The organism is Martelella sp., assembly GCF_984369615.1.
The window spans coordinates 1-19,891 of the sequence record NZ_CFHTCS010000013.1; the positions used below are offsets into that span (position 1 = coordinate 1).

Annotated in this window: 15 protein-coding genes; 3 read left to right on the top strand and 12 right to left on the bottom strand. The window is 64.1% G+C overall.

Annotated features, from left to right (window positions below; all coding sequences use genetic code 11):
• Nucleotides 1-363: 363 nt before the first annotated feature.
• A complete protein-coding gene (locus tag AC5DC2_RS02365; protein ID WP_024706105.1) occupies nucleotides 364-753 on the bottom strand; it encodes a TIGR02300 family protein in 390 nt (129 codons plus the stop codon).
• Between the two features lie 250 nt (nucleotides 754-1,003).
• On the opposite strand from AC5DC2_RS02365, the gene AC5DC2_RS02370 reads away from it, so the two are divergent.
• Complete coding sequence (locus AC5DC2_RS02370) at nucleotides 1,004-1,594, top strand: transglycosylase SLT domain-containing protein (protein WP_152534406.1); 591 nt, start codon at nucleotides 1,004-1,006, stop codon at nucleotides 1,592-1,594.
• Nucleotides 1,595-1,611: 17 nt separating this feature from the next.
• On the opposite strand, the gene AC5DC2_RS02375 is transcribed toward AC5DC2_RS02370, so the two are convergent.
• From AC5DC2_RS02375 to AC5DC2_RS02420, 10 genes are all read right to left on the bottom strand, one after another.
• Nucleotides 1,612-2,778, bottom strand: a complete 1,167-nt coding sequence (locus tag AC5DC2_RS02375) for an alginate lyase family protein (protein WP_491697363.1) — start codon at nucleotides 2,776-2,778, stop codon at nucleotides 1,612-1,614.
• Nucleotides 2,779-2,818: 40 nt separating this feature from the next.
• Nucleotides 2,819-5,587, bottom strand: a complete 2,769-nt coding sequence (locus tag AC5DC2_RS02380) for a tetratricopeptide repeat protein (protein WP_491697364.1) — start codon at nucleotides 5,585-5,587, stop codon at nucleotides 2,819-2,821.
• Nucleotides 5,584-6,831: an alginate O-acetyltransferase AlgX-related protein gene (locus AC5DC2_RS02385; RefSeq protein ID WP_491697365.1), complete on the bottom strand. Its 1,248-nt coding sequence runs from the start codon at nucleotides 6,829-6,831 to the stop codon at nucleotides 5,584-5,586. The genes AC5DC2_RS02380 and AC5DC2_RS02385 overlap by 4 nt, the downstream gene beginning before the upstream one ends.
• Nucleotides 6,824-7,615 (bottom strand): hypothetical protein, encoded by a 792-nt coding sequence (locus tag AC5DC2_RS02390; protein ID WP_491697366.1) that lies wholly within the window; start codon nucleotides 7,613-7,615, stop codon nucleotides 6,824-6,826. The genes AC5DC2_RS02385 and AC5DC2_RS02390 overlap by 8 nt, the downstream gene beginning before the upstream one ends.
• 1 nt (nucleotide 7,616) lies before the next feature.
• Nucleotides 7,617-9,209: a right-handed parallel beta-helix repeat-containing protein gene (locus AC5DC2_RS02395; protein WP_491697367.1), complete on the bottom strand. Its 1,593-nt coding sequence runs from the start codon at nucleotides 9,207-9,209 to the stop codon at nucleotides 7,617-7,619.
• Nucleotides 9,206-10,624 carry a mannose-1-phosphate guanylyltransferase gene (locus AC5DC2_RS02400; RefSeq protein WP_491697368.1) on the bottom strand — a complete coding sequence of 473 codons (1,419 nt, stop codon included), beginning with the start codon at nucleotides 10,622-10,624 and terminating at the stop codon, nucleotides 9,206-9,208. Before AC5DC2_RS02400 ends, AC5DC2_RS02395 begins: the two co-directional genes overlap by 4 nt.
• Nucleotides 10,621-11,817: a hypothetical protein gene (locus tag AC5DC2_RS02405; protein ID WP_024706097.1), complete on the bottom strand. Its 1,197-nt coding sequence runs from the start codon at nucleotides 11,815-11,817 to the stop codon at nucleotides 10,621-10,623. Before AC5DC2_RS02405 ends, AC5DC2_RS02400 begins: the two co-directional genes overlap by 4 nt.
• A 10-nt stretch (nucleotides 11,818-11,827) precedes the next feature.
• A complete protein-coding gene (locus AC5DC2_RS02410) occupies nucleotides 11,828-13,294 on the bottom strand; it encodes a glycosyltransferase (protein WP_491697369.1) in 1,467 nt (488 codons plus the stop codon).
• Nucleotides 13,295-13,302: 8 nt separating this feature from the next.
• The gene (locus AC5DC2_RS02415) at nucleotides 13,303-14,622 is read right to left on the bottom strand and encodes a nucleotide sugar dehydrogenase (protein ID WP_491697370.1); all 1,320 of its coding nucleotides are present in this window, start codon (nucleotides 14,620-14,622) and stop codon (nucleotides 13,303-13,305) included.
• 267 nt (nucleotides 14,623-14,889) lie between these two features.
• Entirely contained in the window at nucleotides 14,890-16,659 is a 1,770-nt protein-coding gene (locus AC5DC2_RS02420) for an IlvD/Edd family dehydratase (protein ID WP_491697371.1), read from the bottom strand.
• A 275-nt stretch (nucleotides 16,660-16,934) separates the two neighbouring features.
• Here AC5DC2_RS02420 and AC5DC2_RS02425 point away from each other — a divergent pair, with 275 nt between their 5' ends.
• Both AC5DC2_RS02425 and AC5DC2_RS02430 read left to right on the top strand, forming a co-directional pair.
• The gene (locus AC5DC2_RS02425; protein ID WP_491697372.1) at nucleotides 16,935-17,540 is read left to right on the top strand and encodes a hypothetical protein; all 606 of its coding nucleotides are present in this window, start codon (nucleotides 16,935-16,937) and stop codon (nucleotides 17,538-17,540) included.
• Between the two features lie 148 nt (nucleotides 17,541-17,688).
• A complete protein-coding gene (locus AC5DC2_RS02430) occupies nucleotides 17,689-19,041 on the top strand; it encodes a mechanosensitive ion channel family protein (protein ID WP_491697373.1) in 1,353 nt (450 codons plus the stop codon).
• 54 nt (nucleotides 19,042-19,095) lie between these two features.
• On the opposite strand, the gene AC5DC2_RS02435 is transcribed toward AC5DC2_RS02430, so the two are convergent.
• Nucleotides 19,096-19,890 carry a DUF1206 domain-containing protein gene (locus tag AC5DC2_RS02435; RefSeq protein ID WP_024706091.1) on the bottom strand — a complete coding sequence of 265 codons (795 nt, stop codon included), beginning with the start codon at nucleotides 19,888-19,890 and terminating at the stop codon, nucleotides 19,096-19,098.
• Nucleotide 19,891: the final 1 nt, after the last annotated feature.

A 19,891-nucleotide genomic window follows, 5' to 3' on the forward strand; every position in this document is an offset into this window, starting at 1 on the left:
GGGATCGAACCGCTGACCTCCTGCATGCCATGCAGGCGCTCTCCCAGCTGAGCTATAGCCCCATTCTCCAGACCGCCTGAGCGGTTCGAAGCGACGTTGTTCGCGTCGGGTGGCGGCTTATTACTGTCGATTTTCGACGGATGCAAGCCTTAAAAAACATTGTCTGAAAAAAACTTGAACCGTCTCCCGCGCAGACACGCGGAGCCGCGTCGAACCGCATGCCTGACGAAAACCGAAGATATTTCAAGCTTCGGGCCAACGCCTGTTGCGGCCGGGCAAAATAAGCCCATAGAGAAAAACCGCCGGTTCTTTCGAACCTGCGGTTTCAAATGTCAGTCGCGACGACGCTATCGACAGAGAGGATCAGTTGTCGTCGTCATCGTCCGAAACGCCGATGATGTCGGAGACATCGTCATCATCGTCATCATCAGCCTCGAGGAATGTGTCGTCGTCATCGACGTCCACGTCATCGTCGTCGTCGCCGTCCACATTGGGAATGTTGTCGGAAGGGCTGTCATCGTCGGATGCCGCGATCGTGCCCATTTCGCCGTCGCTGTTTTCCGCGTCGACTTCCGCAACCTCGTTTTCCTCTTCCTCGCTTTCGACAACGGCGATGGAAGCCTCATCCTCAAAATAGCTCAGCGGCCAGGAATTGCCCGAATAGGGCGAAACCACCGGATCCTTGTTGAGGTCGTAGAATTTCTTGCCCGTGTCCGGGCATGTTCTTTTCGTGCCAAGTTCCGCTTTCGCCACGTTCAAACCCTCTCATGTTGCGGTTGAAGGCTGGCTTTCGCCGATCGAAATGCGCAGATCTTTGCGCTTCGTCTTCAGGCGGTCCCCTTATCGTCATGCCGCGCGTCTGTCAAAGACTAAGTTCAAGGAACTTCGCATTCCCGGAAATGCCTGCCCTGCCGGTCTTGCGGGGAGCGGCGGCGAGAAACATTCTCGCCGTTAACCATTTTTAAAAACCCTTCCTTAAGGTCCGGCGCGTAGATCATGCCCCATGTCTATTTCGCGCTTGAAGATTGTCTTAGCAGTGCTCTGCCTGGCCGTTCTGGCGGGTTGCTCGACGACCGTCAGCAATGTCGGCAACAGCTGCGCGATATTCGCGCAGAAGAACGGAATATTCGAGAACTGGCGTCGCGATGCGGAAAGGGCTTCGCGCGACTACGGCGTTCCCGTCTCCGTGCTGATGGCGACGATCTATGTCGAGTCCTCCTTCGACAGTCATGCCCGTCCGCCGCGCAAGAAAATCCTCGGCTTCATTCCAGGTCCCCGCGCCTCCAGCGCGCTCGGCTACTCCCAGGCGCTTGACGGCACCTGGGCGGAATACAAGGCCCGCACCGGCCAGCGCGGCGTCTCCCGAACGGATTTCGGCGATGCGATCTACTTCATCGCCTGGTATCACAGCCAGAGCCACCTTCGGAACGGCATCGCCCTCAACGACCCTTACAATCTCTACCTCGCCTATCACTCCGGCCATGCCGGCTACAGCCGCGGCGTGTGGAAAAGCCGGCCGGTGGCAAAAAGCGCCGCCGCCCGCGCCCAGAAGATGACGCAGATCTACGAGGCGCAGTTGCAACGCTGCCGCTGACGGCGCCGAACGGCCCTCTATTGCTCACCGCTCCTTGCTGTTTTCGGCGCAAAGCAGCCCGGCTGCATGGCCGGGTTGTTGCGATAGAGCAAGGTCAGGTCGCCGCCAAGTTTGGAATTGGACAAGGGCCTGAGCGGCGCGAGCTTGCGATCAAGCGCCGCATCGCTTTCCAGACTGAGATAGGCCTCAAGGAAGGCGATCGAGAATGGCTCCTGGTCGTTCAGCCCCTGCTTGACCGTCTGCGGCTTGCCGGCAATCAGCGCGACCGCGCCCGGATCGGCAATCCCCTCAAGCGCGAAGGCGACGGCCTTTTCGATCGCGGCCTGCTCGTCTTCGGTATAGGAGTAATCATTATGGCAGATCAGCGCGGCCGAAGCCGTCAGCGGGGCCAGCGCGTGAAGCTGGTAGTGGAGCGCATAGGCGCCGCGCCGCATCTCGTAGGGCATGCTGCCCTTTTCATCCACGGTCGCGAGAATGGTGCGCTGGCTGTCGAGCGCCCAGTTGATATAGTCGGGCTCCCGCAGGATCAACGCCGCTTCCGTCACGGCAAAGGCGGCCCAGAGCCTGAGGTTGCCCATCTTCGCCTTGGGCGGCGCGTCATTGCTCCAGTATTCCGTCAGGAAATCGGCATTCTTCCGCAACCAGGCCTCGATCGCCGTCTTCTCCTCGGCAAGGTCCTCGGTCTTGTCGCGCACCTGCCGGTAGGCGCTGGCAATACCGCCGACGCGTGAGGCATAGGTCATCTTGGCGTTTTCGGTCTCGAGCGCGCCGAAGGCGCCGGCATTCGCCCAGGCGGCAATGCCCGAGATGACGCAATCCGCCCTTGTCTTGGCCAGCACCGGATTGACCAGCGCGTCATTGGCGAGCCCGTCCAGCTGCCGGATGAATTCATCGGCATCCTTCAGCGCCAGGTCCACCTCCGCGTTACCCGCGGCATCGAGCTCGGAACGGTCGCTGCCGCTTTCCTCGTAACGGCTGCCATAATCGAGCGTCACGGTCGGAGCGGGAAACACGGGACAGGCCTCGCTATCGGCATCGGGCGCGGGCGGCTCGGCGGCGGCGGCAAGGATCGTAGCGGCGCCGGCGAGAAAGAGGCTGCGACGAAACCTGCGAGGGCTGGAAAATATCCGGTTCGAGAGGTGTCCAAAGCCGGACTGCTCTTGCTCGCTGCTGAATTCGGCCAAATCGGGCTCCCCTTCGGTCGATGCCAATGGTCAATGATATCTACTGTACGCGCATGATCGAGAGCAAGGTCACCGCCGTCTCGTCTCCCGCGCTTGCGGCGGCCTGCAGCCATTGCCGCGCCTTTTCCGCCGAGGGCTCCACGCCGAGGCCGAAGGCATAGGATTGCGCCAGCATCAGCATCGCCTCGGGGTCGCCGGCGGTCGCCGCGCCGGTGAGCCACTTTGTGGCCTCGTCCGGCGTCGAGCCGTCCTGCATAAGGAGCTTGGAGAGCTCGCGCATGGCGACCGGCTCTCCGGCGATTGCCGCGCCCCGATAGGCGTCCTTGAGATCGAATTTGGCCAACACATTGTCGGAGACACGCTGCGGCGCGCCCCCGAGCTTTGTCACCACGCTGTAAAGCTCGGCCGGCCCGGCATTTCTCAGCTGGTGAAGCAGCACTTCCTCGTGAAGCGCCTCGTCGTAAAACGGTCCGTCGCCGCTCGAAAACCAGTCGAGCAACCGCCAGGCCGCCGGTTCGTAACCCTGGCGGAAGGCAGCCACATAAAGATCATAAGCCTCTTTCCGGTCATCGATCGACCCGAGCGCCAGATAGATGTCGGCAAGCTTGACCTGCTGCCATGCCTGTTCCGGCGAGAGCGCCAGCGCTGCGTCAAGCGCATTGAGCGCGTCGTCCGGTCTTCCGGCATCGAGTGCGTAGCGCGCCTTGCGGGCCAGCGCGTTGAGGTCGCAGGGCATGATGGAAAGCGCGCGCTCATAGTAGAAAGCCGCCGTTTCCTCGTCCGCCGAACGCGCGGCCGCAAACAGCATCGCCTCGAAATCGCCGACGGTCGCGATCTCGGTCATCATCGCGTCGGAGGGTTGGAACTCTTTCTTGCCGGCCGCGCGATAGGCGTCGTCCAGCCGCCAGAGGCTTGAGCCCTTGACGCTGCCGCCGACCGCCTCGATCAGGGCGGTCGCCTTCTCGAGCGTCTCGTCATCGATAACTTCGTCGGCCGGCACATCGGCCAGATAGATTTCCGCAAGCGCGGTTTTGGCATAGGGGTCGCCGCCATCGGCAAGGGCCTTCAGCGCATCGAAGACAGCCGAACGGCTGGCATCGTCGGGTGCAGCCGCATGGGCCGCCTGAAGCACGGAAGCCTCGCCGCCCGCGCTGGCGGTCATCATCGCGCGCCAGTGGGCAACGATATTCTGGAACTGCGCGGGCTTGAGATCGGAGAGGATCGTCGTCAGCCGGCCCGCCGCCTGGCCGCTGCCGCCGAGCGCCGCCGCCTGCAGGCGCGCCAGGGCGTCCGCGATCTCGGGTTTTGCCAGGTCCTCGGCCTTGATATGGTCCGGCAGTTCGGGAAGATTGTCGGGATCGAGCGCCTGCCACGGCGCCCAACGGTCCGTCTCGGGACCATCCGGCGCACGACACAGAAGCGCGTTCCTGAGATCATCGATGGCTAGCGACTTGCCGTCCTCGGCCACCAGATCCTCGAACAGGGCGATCGCCTTCTGCCGGTCGGCCTCATCGCCGCGCTGAAGGTAAAGGCGGCCGAGCTGCAGCTTGCCCTCCGGGTCGTCTCGGTTTGCTGCCTCCTGAAACAGGTTTTCGCGCGCGTTTTCCTGGGCAAATACGCCGTATTCGTCCTGCAGCATTGTCCCGAGACGGGAGAAGGGCCAGCCGGGCGCATCAGGAAAGCGCGCCAGCTTCACCAGCCGTTCACGGTATTCCTGCTCGTCCTCTTCGGTGTCGATGCCCTCTCTTTCCTGCAGCCTGATCGCGGCGATGAGGCCGTCCTGGCTGCCGTCGGCTGCAAGCGCGTCATAGATGCGCATCGCCGCGACCGGGTCCTGGGTCAGCAGCCGTCCCTGTTCGTAAAGCGATCCCATGGCGAGACGCGCCGGGACGATGCCGGCCTCGTAGGCCTGGGTCAGGTATCGCATCAAAAGCGTATCGTCCTGCGCGAGCCCGTCGCCGGAAAGCTGGTAGCGGGCGGCCTTCCAGGCCGCCTCCGGGTCGCCGAGCTCGGCGGCGAAACGGTACCACTCCTCCGCCAGCGCGTGATCCTGGGCAATGACCTCGCCCGTCTCGAAGGCCCGGGCGATACGGCGCACGCGCTCGCAGATGCCGCTGTCGAGATTGCCGAGGAGCGAGGAAAAGCCGAGGGTGAAGGCGAGCTTGGGGGGCATGTCCCAGCCCGCCACGCTCTGCCCCATGGCCGTACGCTCGGCAAGGTCGAGCACGGCGTTCGGATTGCCGTTATAGGCGGCCTGGAGCTTGCGCTGCAGGCCGCGCTGCTCGTTTTGCGGCACGGCGCGGCCTTCGAGATAGAGATCGCCGAGAAAATTGACGGTCGCCGCGGAGGCTGCCGGCCCGGTTGCTTCCAGTTCGGCCACGAAACCGGTCTCGCGCAGGTCGGCGAAACGCTCGGCCTTCACATAAAGCGAGATCATGTCGAGCAGATAGGCCGTGCGGTTGTAATAGGGATCGACCTTGGCGCGGAGATTATAGGCCTTCTTGATGGTATCGAAATACTGGTTCGCGTCGATATTGCGCAGCCGCGCCAGTTCAGTGTCGAGATCGCGATATTCGATGCCCGGCGGCAGGCGCTCCCCGTCCCAGGACGACCATTGCAGCTTCAGCATATCGTCGGACTTGCGCTGCGCGCACACCTTTGCCGGCTGGATATCGGGCGGACGGAAATCGATCGCGGGCTTTTCGGCACGGGCTGTCGAGACGCCTGCGGCGAACACAGCGGCGCTCAGGAGACCGGCGACAGCGGCGCGGCGGAGCCTGCTGCAGGCTCTGTTGACATGCCTCTTCATTCTTCCGCTCCGCTCTCGCCGCAGGTCGCGCGTTCAGCCGAACAGTCGCCGGCCGCGTTGGCGGAGAGCGTCAACCAGGGCAGCGGGCCGAAACGGGCGAGGTTGGCGCCGGCCGGCACTTCCCAGACCAGGAACAGCGGCGGATGGTCCTGGAATTCCCGCGACTTCAGATAGGCGTCGATCGACTGGAACGGATAGGCATCGGCGCTTGCGCGATTGGCCACGTCAAGGCCGGTCGCCTGCTTCAGAAAGCCGTCGAAATGACTCTGGCCGCCGGCGGAAAAGCGCGACCCGACGAGAACTACAGGCGCGGGCGCCTCCGAACCCAGCACGTTGAACGGCCTGTCTGCGGCATAGGCCTCTTGGCCCGTCGTCTCGAACCGTTTCTCGCTGACCGGCGGCAGCGGCGCGCTGCAATGGGTCTGCAGCGCCGTGCGCAGGTCGGACGGGCGCGAGATCTCGTCCTGTTCGGTGGTTTTGAACGTCATCAGGTTCGCCTTGCGATAGGCCGGAAGCGCCTTGATCCCCGCCGCCACCGTCTCCGCCGCAAGCCGCGCGCCCTCCGGCGTCCACAGGGGATCGACCTTCTGAAACGGCGGCGTCGCCGGATCGGCCTTTCTGAGCGCCGACTGCAGATCAACCGCGACGACATTCGCCGCCTTCAGCCGCGACAGAGCCTGCGCATAGATCTCCTCGTTGACCGTCTCGTTGTATCCGTACACCCAAGCAGCATCCGGCACGTCATCGGGCATGGCCTGGCTCTTGCTGGGAATGGGGACATAGACAAGCACCGTGCCGCGTTGGCGCAGACGCTTGGCCAGGTCGCTGATGCTCTCGACGAGAGCGGGATCGGCGACCTGCTGCATGGCGATATCGTCGATCACCGTGAAGAAGACCCCGTTCGAGCCTTCGAGCACGGCCGGGTCGAGGCTTTCGAGACCGGTGCAGCCATAAAGCGAACCCGATGCGGCCTCAGGCAAGGACGTCTCTTCTGCCGGCTGCTGTTGCGTGGATGGCGCTTGCTCGTCTTGCGCGATCTGTTCGTCGGCGACCGGCTCCTGCGCTGCCGGCTGCTGCTGCGCGGGCGGTTGCTGCGAGGCTTGCGCGGCGGGCGCCGTCTGCCCCTCGGTCATCTGAAACGGCGGTTTCGGCGCGGCCTGGCTTGCCTCCTGCTGCGCCATTGCGCCGCCTGCCACCGCAATGGCCGCGATCAGACCTGCCATCGTCAAACCGGCCCTATTCATCGTCGTCCTCCGCTTTGGCCGTCCCCGGATCCGGATAGGAACGCATCAGGTTTTCGGCAGCCGTACGCACGCTCAGATCCGGGCTTTCAAGCGCGATCGCGAGAAAGCGCCGGATTTCCATGATCTCTGCCGCATCGCCGGGCTCCTTTGAAGCAAGCCAGAGCGCCGTCCGCAGGGCGAGAGCGCTGTCATTGGAGCCGGAAACGCCGGCCTTCATCAACGCCTCGGCCATGTCGGGACGATAGCCGAAAGGCTGGCCCTGAAGGTAGAATTTCGACAGGACGTCGACCGCGTCCCGGTCGCCCTGGCTTGCCTGCAGCAACAGCGCCCTCTCGATATTGTCGAGGCGGGCCCGCGGAATGACGGTCTGTCCGTCCATCAGTATTTCGACAAGCGGGTTGATCGCGTAACTCCGTCCCCTGGCTACCGCAACCGCATAGTAAAACGCCGCGTCCGCCCTCAGTTCCGGCCGGCCACTCTCGATGTAGCGTTCCGCAAGCGCATAGGCGGCAAGCCCGTCTCCGGCATTGGCGAGCACGCGAAGTTCACCTGTGGTCACTGGCTGATCCGCAACAAGCTTGTCGCGGATGGCCTTCAACCCCGGCTGCCGGTCGTAGCGCCCGTCAACCGGCGTGACGGGCAGATGCCGGGCCGGCGCCTTTCCGGAAAGCGGCGCGGGCGCAAGCATGCCGGCCGGCGCAGTTGCCGGCGCAACAGCGCCCGCAAGGGCGAGAGCAAGGAAGACGACGCCCGAACGGCCTTTGTTCTCCCAACGCCGCGCCATCTCACCTGATCTCCTCGAAATGGCAGCCGGTCATGTCTGACAGGCGGAACATGCCGTTGCTGTCGCCCTGAAAGATCAGGGGCGATCCGCCGCGCGCCGACGAAATCTCGAAAACGGCGCCGGGATCATCCTCATGCGCGCGGGCCCAGCCGAGATAGCGCGGGGTATCGTACTGAAGCGCGCCGCCGAAGAGGAGCGGAAGCTGGTCGGAGAGATTGTTGCCGCTCAGCCCGATCGCGGAAAAACGTTCGGCCGCTATGCCGACATTGTTGGCAACGAACCGGTTCTGTGCCACCTCGACGCTGTCTGCGGGCGAGATGCTGTCATTGATCGAGATCCCCGCGCCCTGGTTGCGCACCAGAAGATTGCCGGCAAGGCGGACGCCGAGGCTTTGCGAAACGGCAATACCGTCCCGGCGGTTGCGCAGCACAGCGTTGCCGCGGATATCGACGCAGGATCCGCCGGCGACCGCGACGCCCTCATCCTCATTGGCGACGAAGACGTTGTCGGCGACGACAAGATGGCCCACGCCGTCGCGACCGAAAAAGCCGCGTCCCCCGTTTTCCGCGGAGATATTGCCCGCCACTTCCAGGCCGGTGCTTCCGATCGCCAGCATGCCATGCATGCCGCTCGAAACAATCACATTGTCCCGGATCGCGCCGCCCTTCAGCTTATCCAGCCTGAGACCGATCCCGCGCGCCTTCTGGATGCGATTGCGGGAAAAGACGAAATCCTCGATGCCGGTGACCTCCACCGAGCGGACATTGTCGAAAACCGTGTCGCTGACCGTGCCCCGGCTCTTGAGCGACGCAAACGGGCTGGAGCCGAAAGCAAGGCCGCTCATCAGCGGCCGCGTGTCGAAACCGAGATTGGAAAACCGGCTTCCGCTGATGGTCGCACGGCCGCCCCGGGCAGTCAGGATGAAGGGGTGGAAATCAGGCACCCGAGGACGCGCGCCGGAACCTTTGACGGTGGCATCGGTCACCGTCAGAGCGCCGAGGTTGAGAATGAAAGCGCCCCGGTCCGCAGCCAGTTCCAGCGTATCGCCGGGTTCGATCGCCAGCACCCCGTCTTCAAGGATAACCAGCGGAATGTTGAGAACATAACTGCCGTCGGCGCCAGTCAGAAACGCCTGCCAGCCGCTGCTGTCGAGCGCCTCCGGCAGAGCGGCGAGCGTCAACGCCCCGGACTTGACGACCAGCACCTCGCCGCCCGACGGCGCGGCCGCCTCCATCAGTTCGCGGTGCCCCATGCTGCCGACCTCGAGCGCCACCTGCTGCAGGATCGGCGCGACCAGCGCCTTGCCGACCACACCCTTTCTGGTGCTGCCCGCAGGCTCAGCGGCCGAGCCCGCCGGACCGTCTTCGCTCGTTTCGGGACGATCCTCTCCGTGGTTCAGCAGCCGATAGGCCGCATCAAGCGGCGCGTCGACGCCGTCGGCCGGATCAGCCTCCAGCGCCTCCATCATTGCGGTGTAGTTGCGGTTGATCACCTCTATGCCTTCGCGGTCGAATGCCCTTGCAGCGCCGGCAAGCGCCGGCACCAGCAGCAGCGCCAGGGCACTGCGCTTCCAAAGGCCGACGACCACACTCATTTCGCCTCTCCGCCCGAGACCATGCGCGGGCGCGCCTGAACCGGGACGCCGAGCGGCACGACCGGCGTGACCGCGTGGCGTACCTCCACCAGCCGGGCCGGCTCTCCGCCGCCATTTCGCAGCCCGCAGGAGCTGCCCGCGGCGACCCTCACGGTCTCACCCGGCCATTTCCGGCCGATCTCGCTGCCGCCCTCCAGTTCAACGGCCCCGGCGCAGACCGTCAGCACGCGATGCTCGTCTTCAAGCGGGGCGAGCGCAACCGCTTCACCGGGGGCGATGTCGAGCGCGTAGACGCCGTAGCCCTCGCCGGAGCGGACCGGCAGTTCATGCGGCTCCGGCGCTGCGTCGGGCTTGGTTCCGCGCGTCTCGAGCGCCTCAAGCACCATGCGCACGTCCTGGGTGCGGTCCAGCGAGGTCACGAGCAGGGCATCCGCGGTATCGACGATGGCGAGATTGTCGACGCCGACGGTGGCGATCAGCCGCCCGGAGGACGCCCGGACATAGGAGTTGCGGGTATCGACAGGCACGACATGGCCGGAAAGCACATTGCCCTCCCCGTCCCTGGCGCCGATCTCGTAGAGCGAGCGCCAGCTTCCGACGTCGCTCCAGGAAATGGCGGCTGGCGCCAGAAGCACCTTGTCGCTGTGTTCGAACACCACGCTTTCCGTTGCTTCACCACGGGCGCGGCGGAAGGCCGCGTCGCTGAGCTCGGTGCGACCGGGCCCGCGGCCGGCATTGCGGACCGCCTCGCTGACCGCCGCGAATGTGTCCGGATCAAGCCGCTGATATTCCGCCATCAACACATCGACGCGAAACAGGCTGACGCCCGAAGCCCAGTAGGCATGCCCCTCGGAAATCAGTCTTTCGGCGATCGGCCGCGCCGGTTTCTCGATGAAATGCGAGACATCGCGGGCGCCCGGATAGCGCGCGCTCGGGCCGCTGTCGACGATATAGCCGTAGCCGACCTCCGGGTAGGCCGGCTCGATGCCGAAAAGCACGATCCGGCCGTCGGCAGCGGGCGGGCGCATCTTCAACAGTACGCTGCTGAAATCGCCCTCGATCAGGTGATCGGACGGCAGCACGGCCATCAGCGCGCCGGGATCGCGCTCATTGATCGCGATGGCGCTCGCAAGCACCGCCGGCCCCGTCCGTCTGGCGGTGGGCTCGATCATCAGCTCGCCTGCGCGGCCGATCTCGGCAAGCTGCTCACGCACGACGCCTTCATAGCGCATGCCAACGCTGACATAGGGTATATGAAAGCCCTCGCCGCTATGGCGCTCCACCGTCGCCTGGAAGAAAGTGAGCGAACTGTCCGGGCCGATCCTGTGGAACTGCTTCGGCGTGTTGAGACGCGAGAGCGGCCAGAGCCGCATGCCGACGCCGCCGCACATGACGAGGGGATAGATCGCGCTCATTGCCTTCGCTCCTCGCCCGTCTCCGCAAAGGCATTGCCGATCAGCGGCCAGTCATTGGCCCTTTGCGAGAGCGATTGCGCCCGTCCCGAGAAAGGCAGCATGGCGCGGATTCTCGTCAGCAGGTTGGCGTAGGGCTTGCTGGTCACGGTGAGCGCCACCGTCTTGCCGATATCGCCTGCACCGAGCGCGCCGCTTGGCGCCGACAGGCTGACGATGCTGCGCGAACCGGAGCCGCCCTCTTCCGCCTTCACGTCGACGACCGTCAGCGGCAGTTTCTGGCCATCAGCCAGCATGGCCTCCGCCTCGGCGCCGAAGAGCAGCATTTTCGACAGATTGTCCGGCATCACCACCTTGATGGTCGGGCCGGCATCGCCGGTCTTCACATAGGCGATCGGGGTGCCCGGAAGCACGGTCGCGCCGACGGTGCCGTTGGCGGTCAGCATGATGTCGCAATTGCAGGGGTTGGAGAAATTCAGCACGCCGCCGCGCGCCGATTGCAGCGAGAACACCACGCCGCCCTCCGGCGCCTGGCCGTCGACATAGGCGATCTGCCCCGCCTCCGGCGCCGTCAGCGGCAGGCCGGCAGGCGTCACGGTCGCAAGTCCCGGCACCTTGTGCACGAAGATATGGTAGTGGATCGTCCAAACGGTCAGCGTAATGAGGGCCACGGTGAGCGCGCCGACCCAAAGCAGGCCGAAGACCTTGCGGAGCCGCTCTTTGACCGTCGGCGGTTTCGGCGGCTCCAGTTGCTTCGGCTTCTTCTTGTATTCGGGCGGGATGCGCAGCACTTCGTTGATCTGGACGAGGTCGCCCGCGAGATAGGCATTCATAAGGTAGCGCAGATGCGCCAGATGCGGGCCGGTCGGATCGAGGAACACGAGCTTGTAGGCGCCGCTGCGGCGATCTTCGAGACCGGCGCGGACCTCGATCGGCAGCACGATCGAATAGCCGTCGAACTGGAAGCTGAAACGCGCGATCAGATCGCGGCCGGCAATATCCGCCCCGCCCCAGCCGCCGACATAGGCGGCAACAAGTGAAATGCCGACGCCCTCCAGTTCCCGGCCGTCGATGAAGACCGAAAACGGCATCCAGATCGAGGGGTGGTCGCTGTCATGGCCGTTGTCGGGCAGATCGGGCGGCAGACGGATTTCCTGCTCGTTGCCGGCGTCGTCGGTGCGGTTTTCCTCAAGCATTGCCAAGCTCCTAAGCGCCCGAAATATCAACGAGCCAAACCATGCCCAGCACCAGCCATCCTACAGCAAGGGCATGCATATAAAAAGAAAATCGATCGGATGCCAGAATGCCTCTTTTGGTCTCGGTCTTGGTGGCAGCGGTCTGGCGGGTCCATTTCTGCCGGTCAAGGCGGAAAAGCACATAGGTCTTGACCATGGCGCCCACAAGCTGGCCGAAATAAAGCAGAAACGGATAGGTGATGGGAAAGCGGCTCGCCCGGAACGTCGAGATCAACGCGCATGTCACGTAGCGCGACAGCATCACCCATGAAAGATAGAACAGCAAAACGAAGGGATTGTATACCAAAGTGGCGATCAGCATGCCGCAGGGCCCGGCAAGCGACGTCCACATCGACATGCGCTGGTCGAGGATCGACCACCAGGTGAAGTAGCCGATCCGGCTTGCCGGCAGCGCCAGCGCGCGGTTGCTGGTGCGCAGCGTATTGCCGAACCAGCGCCGCATCAGCACGATGGCGGAATCGATGAAGCCCTCGCGCGGTTGCGTCTCGACGGAAACCGTCTTGACGTCGGGCAGGTAGCCCATCTTGTAGCCGCGCTGCAAAAGCCAGTACCAGGTCGACTTGTCGTCGCCGGTCAGAAAGTCGATGCGGCCGAAGCGCCAGTGGTCGATGAAATCATGCTGGACGCTTTCAATAAAGGTCGGGTCGCTGGCTAGGTCGCCGCGAAAGGCGGACATGCGCCCCGTGAGCGTCAGCACGCGCTCGCTCAGGCCCATGGAGGACATCATCATCTGCCGCTGGGAAAAGCGCAGCGCGAACCAGTCCTTGAACAGCCTTCCGCCGGAGGCCTCCGAAACCTCGTCCGTCGTCACCGCGCCCATGACCGGATCGGTAAAGAAGGGTGCGGCCTGGGCCACCACGTCCGGCGGCACGCGGGTATCGCCGTCCACGAGGAAGATGACGTCCTGCCAGCCGGGATTGAGCCGCGCGATCGTGCGCATCGATGTGGCAAGCGCATCCCGCTTGCCGGTGCCGGGGATCCGGTCGAACTTCAGGCTGACGAGCCCGGACCGGCTTGCATCGGACAACGCGAAGATCGCCTTGATCAGCCGGACATCGCTGGCATCAACGACGGAGGAGACGATCGTCGCGCCGCCTTGCGACCGCGCCGCCGCGTCGAAGATCGAACGGTAGACCGGCCCCGTGATCGACGGATCGATCTTGTAGGTGGTCACCAGGAAGAACGCGTGCGCCCGCCACTTCTGGTCCTGATAACGCCTTTCCGCTGCTTTGCGCCGGCGCGGAAAGACAATGTGGAGATAGATCTTCGCCCTGATGAAGTTGATGAGCGCCCAGGAATAGCGCCAGACGCCGAGCGTGCCGATGGTGAGCGCCAGCCCCGTGGACTGGCCCACGACTTCAGGCGCCGCGAACAGCCCGATATTCAAACACACAAGCAGGTACAGAAGATGATACACAGTCTTTCCTACCAGCAGATTCCTTCATAGGCCGGGCCCGAGACCCTGCCCGCTTCCACGCGCGTCAGGTCCACCATCGGCTTCTGCCCCAAAATCGCGGAAAGCGGAGCGACGGCCTCTTCATAGCGATGACCGACGACGATGATATCTGACAGCGCTATCAGGTCCGAGATATTCCCGACCAGCTTTTCCGCGAGATTTTCGACCTTGTCATTGCCGCGGCCAGCGCCGGCCATTCTGTCATCAAAGGCCGATTTCACAAAGGGGTCATAGATCCTGATGCCGTATCCGGCGTCGATCAGCCGTTTCGCGAGCGCGGCGAGCGGGCTTTCCCTGAGGTCGTCGGTCGCCGGCTTGAAGCTGACGCCGACCATGCCCACTGTCCTGCCCGCAAACCTGCGCACCAGCGCCTCGGCGCGAGCCACCTGGTTTTCGTTTGCCGCCATGATACCGTCGAGAAGCGGTGCGCCGACGCCCTTTTCATCCGCCAGAAACCTGAGGGCCCGCACATCCTTGGGCAGGCAGGACCCGCCGAAGGCGAAGCCGGGACGCAGGAAATAGGGCGACATGGAGATCTTGTCGTCGGAGCAGAGGATCTTCATCACCTTCTGGCCGTCGACGCCGACGCTCTTGGCGATGTTGCCAATCTCGTTGGCGAAGGTGATCTTGGCCGCGCGCCAGCTGTTGCTGGTATATTTGATCATCTCGGCGGTCTTCATATCAACGGCGTGATGCTCCACCGCAAAGGAAGCATTGAAGCCGGCCAGCACGGACTGCGTCTTCTCGTCCATCGAACCGTAAACAACGAGGCAGGGCTCGAAATAGTCCTTGATCGCCGAGCCCTCCCTGAGGAATTCGGGAAAATAGCCGACGCCGAAGGTCTTGCCGGCGACAAGCCCGGAGGCGCGCTCGAGTTCCGGCACACAGACGGTTTCCATCGTGCCCGGCACCAGTGTGGAGCGCATGACGATGCTGTGGAAGTCCGGCTTTTCGGCGATGGCCTTGCCGATCGCTGTGCAGAGGGCCTTCACCTGGGAAAGGCCGATGGCGCCGTTCGGCTCGCTCGGGGTTCCGACGCAGACGATCGAAACGTCGCTGGAGGCGACGGCGGCGGCGATATCCGTCGTTGCCGAAAGCCGGCCCGCCTTCTGGTTGGCGGCGACGAGTTCGGCAAGCCCCTCCTCGACGATCGGGCTCTTGCCCTCGTTGATCGCCTCGACCTTGGCCGGATCGATGTCGACGGCGATCACCTCATGGCCCTGTTCGGCCAGGCAGGCGGCGGATACGGTTCCCGTATAGCCGATGCCGAACACACTTACTCTCACCACGTCCACCCCCTTGCGCCCGGGCGCGCGCACCGGGCCTTCAGAAACTCTCCGAAGAGAGCGCTATCATTCCTCGCCGCCTGAATGGCCGCAGTTTGCACCACGCTCAGAGGAAGCAGGCGCAACTGCCGGCCGCGGCGTGCCCATGCGGTCCATTTGCCGCCATCGATTATGAACATCGCCTGAAATCCTAAACATATCGTATTCAGCGGGCATTTCTGGGCAATCCGGCCGGCGCAGCGCGGGAAAGTCCGCCCGCCGGCCGCTTGCCTAATGGTTGTGCCGGGGCGGCCGCGAAGCGATGTCGCGAAACGTATCGGCGCCCGAAAGCGTCGCGCCTTCGTCGATCTGCGTGACGGAATCGCGATAGATGCGCTGCCACGGCGTCGCATCCGGCGGCACTTCGGGAAGGCCTTCCGCCTTTCGGCTTGCAATCTCGGCATCACCAACCAGCATGTCGCAGCGGCCGGCATTGAAATCGATGCGGATGATATCGCCGGTGCGAAGATAGGCAAGACCGCCGCCGGCGGCACTTTCCGGGGAGGCGTGGAGGATCGACGGACTGTCCGCCGTGCCGGACTGTCGGCCGTCGCCGATTGTTGGCAGGCTGGTGATCCCCTTCCGGATAAGGCGGTCCGGCGGCTGCATGTTGACCACCTCCGCCGAGCCCGGCCAGCCGCGCGGACCAGCCCCGCGGATGACGAGGATGGTGTTCTCATCGATATCGAGTGCCGGATCGTTGATTCTGGCGTGATAATCCTCCGACCCGTCGAAGACCACGGCCTTGCCCTCGAATATGCCTTCCCGGCCGGGCACGGAGAGATAGCGTTTTCGGAAGTCCGCGGAAATCACGCTCATCTTCATGATGGCGAAATCGAAGAGGTTGCCCTTCAGCACCAGGAAGCCGGCCCGTTCCTGCAGCGGTTCGCAAAACGGCCGGATCACGGCCCGGTCGCTTGCCTGCCTGCCTTCGAGATTCTCGGCGACGGACTTGCCGGTGACTGTCGGACAGCTGCCGTCAAGCCGTCCCGCCTCGAGAAGCTCCCACATGATGGCCGGCACGCCGCCGGCACGGTGGAAGCGCTCGCCCAAAAATTCGCCCGCCGGCTGGACATTGGCGAGAAGCGGAATGTCGAAGCCGTGCTCCTGCCAGTCGGAGGGTTTCAGTTCGACCCCGGCATGGCGGGCGATGGCGGAGAGATGCGGCTGGGCGTTGGTCGAGCCGCCGATCGCCGAATTCACCCGGATCGCGTTAAGGAAGGCATCACGGGTGAGGATGTCGAGCGGGCGGACGTTCTCGTTGACCAGCTCCACGGCGCGCCGCCCGGTGCGATAGCCCATCTGTCCGCGCTCGCGATAGGCGGCGGGAATGGCCGCGCAGCCGGTCAGCGACATGCCGAGCGCCTCGGCCATGGCATTCATGGTCGAGGCGGTGCCCATGGTGTTGCAGTGACCGACCGAGGGTGCGGAATCGAGCGCGGCCTCAAGAAATTCCTCGCGGGTGATCTCGCCGGCGGCGAGCTTGCGGCGCGAGCGCCAGATCACCGTGCCGGAACCGACCAGTTCGCCCTCGTGCCAGCCGTCGAGCATCGGCCCGCCGGAATAGACGATCGCCGGAATGTTCACCGTGGCGGCCGCCATCAACGCGGACGGCGTGGTCTTGTCGCAGCCCGTCGTCAGCACCACGCCGTCGAAGGGATAGCCGTAGAGCAACTCGACGAGGCCAAGATAGGCGAGGTTGCGGTCGAGCGCCGCCGTGGGGCGCTTGCAGTTTTCAAAAAGCGGATGGGAGGGGAACTCGATCGGAATGCCGCCAGCATCGCGGATGCCGTCGCGCAGCCGACGGGCGAGCTCGAGATGGTGCCGGTTGCACGGGTTGATGTCGCTGCCGCTCTGGGCGATGCCGATGATCGGCTTGCCGGAGCGCAATTCCTCCGGCGTGGTGCCGTAATTCATGAAACGCTCCAGATAGAGCGCCGTCATATCCGCATGATCCGGATTGTCGAACCAGTCCTGAGACCTGAGGCGACGTTGCGACATGTGTCTTCTCCCATTCCTTTCGGGCCCGCAAACCGGCCGACCGCCGGATGCCCGGCCGCATATGATCAGAAATCGACGGGCGATGCACGGCCTTTGGAAGAGAGCACGCCAGCGGAAAAAAGGCGATCGCTCGGAACGATCCCCCTTAGCGCCCGTTTAACAGGCATCGAATTCAAACGGAGCAGCAATTATGAACGGTATCATCTATCTCGTCGGCCTTGTCGTCATCGTCATGTTTATCCTGTCCGTCCTGGGCCTGGCATAAGGGTCCGGTCATGGCAGAACAGGAACACATCCCCAAAACCACCGCGCCCAGGCCGGGCGTCTCCTACCTCGAATGGGGCGCGATCTTCGGCGGCGCGGCCGTCGCCGGCGCGCTTGCCACCGTTCTTTCCCAGTTCGGCGCGGGCATCGGCCTTGCCGCAAGCGACGCGCAACCGGCGGAAGATGGCCTCAGCTGGGCGCTCTTCCTCATCGGCCTCTGGCTCATCCTCGTCGCTTTCGCCAGCGCGTCCGCAGGCGGCTATGTCGCCGGGCGCATGCGCTCGCATTTCGGTGACGGAACCGCGGACGAGAGCGAGTTCCGCGACGGCATTCACGGCATCGTCGTCTGGGCGCTTTCCACGCTGGTACTCGGTGCGGGCGCGGCCCTCATCTCCGCCATCTCCGGCCTCGGCGCCACATCGGCAAGCGGAGAGATGACCGAGGAAATGATGCGCATGGCGCAGAACGCCTCCGTCATCACCGCATTCGGCTCGGCCGCCGGGGCGGTTCTCGGCGCGGCCGGCGCCTGGTTTGCCGGCGTTGCCGGCGGCAAGCACCGCGATGAGGGCCTGTCGGTCCACAGTTTCGTACCGGCGGCGCTGCGTCGCAAGGCGTGACGATACGTCACGAGAAGGACGAAGCCGCAAGGCAGCCAAACGGGCCCCGGAACAGGGCCCGTTTTCGGCGTTGCAGCATCAGCATAGCGCCCGCGAACCGACGGATGCAGTGCGGCAAAAGATAGACGTATGGAGGGGATAGCCGGACATGAAGACACTCCTGGCCCTGATCACGTGTCTTTTCGCCCTTGCGGCGGGAATGGGGGATTACGCCGTCGCCGAGGCGCAGAAGGCCGGCATTGAAACCGATGTGACGGCCTCCTCCGATGCCGCGATCGAAGCGCGGCTCATGGGCATTTTCGACCAGATCGAGGGGCTGGAGAGCGTCGACGCGACCGTCCGGTCCGGCGTCGTTATACTGCGCGGCAAGGTGCAGGAGGCCCGCTTTGCCGCTCGGGCGGCCGAACTTGCCGAAAGGGTCAACGGCGTCGTCGCCGTCAACGACGAGATTGCCGAGGAAACCTCGGTCGGCGAGCGGCTGGTGCCGGTCTTCGAACGCCTTGAGGCACGCGCCTTGCAGGCGCTGAGCTATGTCCCGCTGATCCTCGTCGCGCTGCTGTCATGGGTGCTTGTGGCGCTTTTCGGCGCCTTTCTGGCAAAGCGTCGGTGGCCCTTCCGCCAGGTCGCGCCGAATACCTTCATCGCCGATCTCCTGCGGCAGGTGGTCAGGATCGCCTTCATGATCATCGGCGGCGTGCTGGCGCTCGATATCCTCGGCGCGACCGCGCTGCTTGGCACGCTGCTGGGCGCTGCCGGCATTGTCGGTCTCGCCGTCGGCTTCGCCGTGCGCGACACGGTGGAAAACTACATCGCCAGTATTCTTCTTTCCGTTCGCCAGCCATTCCGCCCGCAGGACTTCGTCAGGATCGACAATTACGAGGGTTTCGTCATCAGCCTGACGGCGCGCGCCACCATTCTGATGGAGATCGACGGCAACCATATCCGCATTCCGAACGCCACCGTGTTCAAGAGCGTGATCGTCAACTACACCGTCAATCCTCAGCGCCGCTTCACCTTCGAGGTCGGCGTCGACGCCAACAGCGATCTCGACCGGGCGCTGAAGATCGGGCTCGAGACGGTGTCGCGCCAGGACTTCATTCTCGATGACCCCGCTGCGGACGCATGGATCCGTGAGCTTGGCGATTCCAATGTGGTGCTGGTTTTCGTCGGCTGGGTCGATCAGGCAGCCACCAACCTGCTGAAAGCGCGTTCGGAGGCGATGCGCCTCGTCAAGCGGGCGCTGGAGACAAACGGCTTCTCGCTTCCGGAGCCGACCTATCGCCTGCGCCTTGACGACGACATCCAGACCGCGCTCTCGCTTCCCTCTTCAAGTCTTTCAACCGGAGAGCCTCGCGCGGCGGCGGCCTCAACCGAACCCGAAACGGCACAGGATACGGCCGTCGACAGCGATCTCAGGAGACGGGTAGCAGCTGAACGTCACCAGAAGGGACGCGGCGACCTGCTGGACGAGAACGCGCCGAATGAATTCGGCAAGACCTGAGCGCTGGATCATCGCGCGGTCAATCTGCACCGACCGGTGATCCTGCTCCTTGTTCTACGCATCCTCGATATTGATCTCGCGCCAGATGGCCTCGGCGAAGGAGTAGACGGCAAAGAGCAAGACGCCGATGCCGAGCGCCGCCAGAAGGAAAGCGCCGAAGGGTAATTCCTGGATATAGTTCAGCGCATCCTTGAGCCCCGGCGTATCACCGCCCTCGCCGCTTGCAAGCCCCCTCAGGATCAGCATCACGGAAAGCGTGGCGAAGACGCAGCCGCGCGCCGCAAGCCCGGTGATCGAGATCGGGTGCAGCCATTCCATGACCGCTTCCGACGCCTTCAGGTGATCGGCATATTTGCGCTTGTAGGCCTTGACCCAATGGGCAATGGCAACGCCGCCGAAAATCGCGGCAAGACCAAGCGAAACCGGGCGCGAACCAACGAAGGCGGCAAGCATCTCTGCCGGCGACGAGCCGCCGCCGCTTCCGCCGCCATTGGAGATGCCGACCAGCGACAGCGCATAGAATGCGAGCAGACCATAGGTGACGGCGCTGGAGAAAAGGCCGGCGCGAACGGCAAGCCCCTTCGCGCTGGTGCCGTGATCATCCGGATCCATGACCGACTGAAACACGCGCCAGAGGCCGTAACTGATCAGGCCGATGATGAGGATTGCGATCAGGAATGAGCCGAAGGGTTGCCCGAGAAGGGTCTGCAACGCGCCCTTGGTGTCCTTGCTTTCGGCAGCGCCGATCGCCGCCAGCACCGCGAACAGGCCGATGATCGTATAAACGAGGCCGCGGGCGAAATAGCCCGTGCGGGCCAGGTGTTTGATCCATCTTGAGCCTGTTGCCATT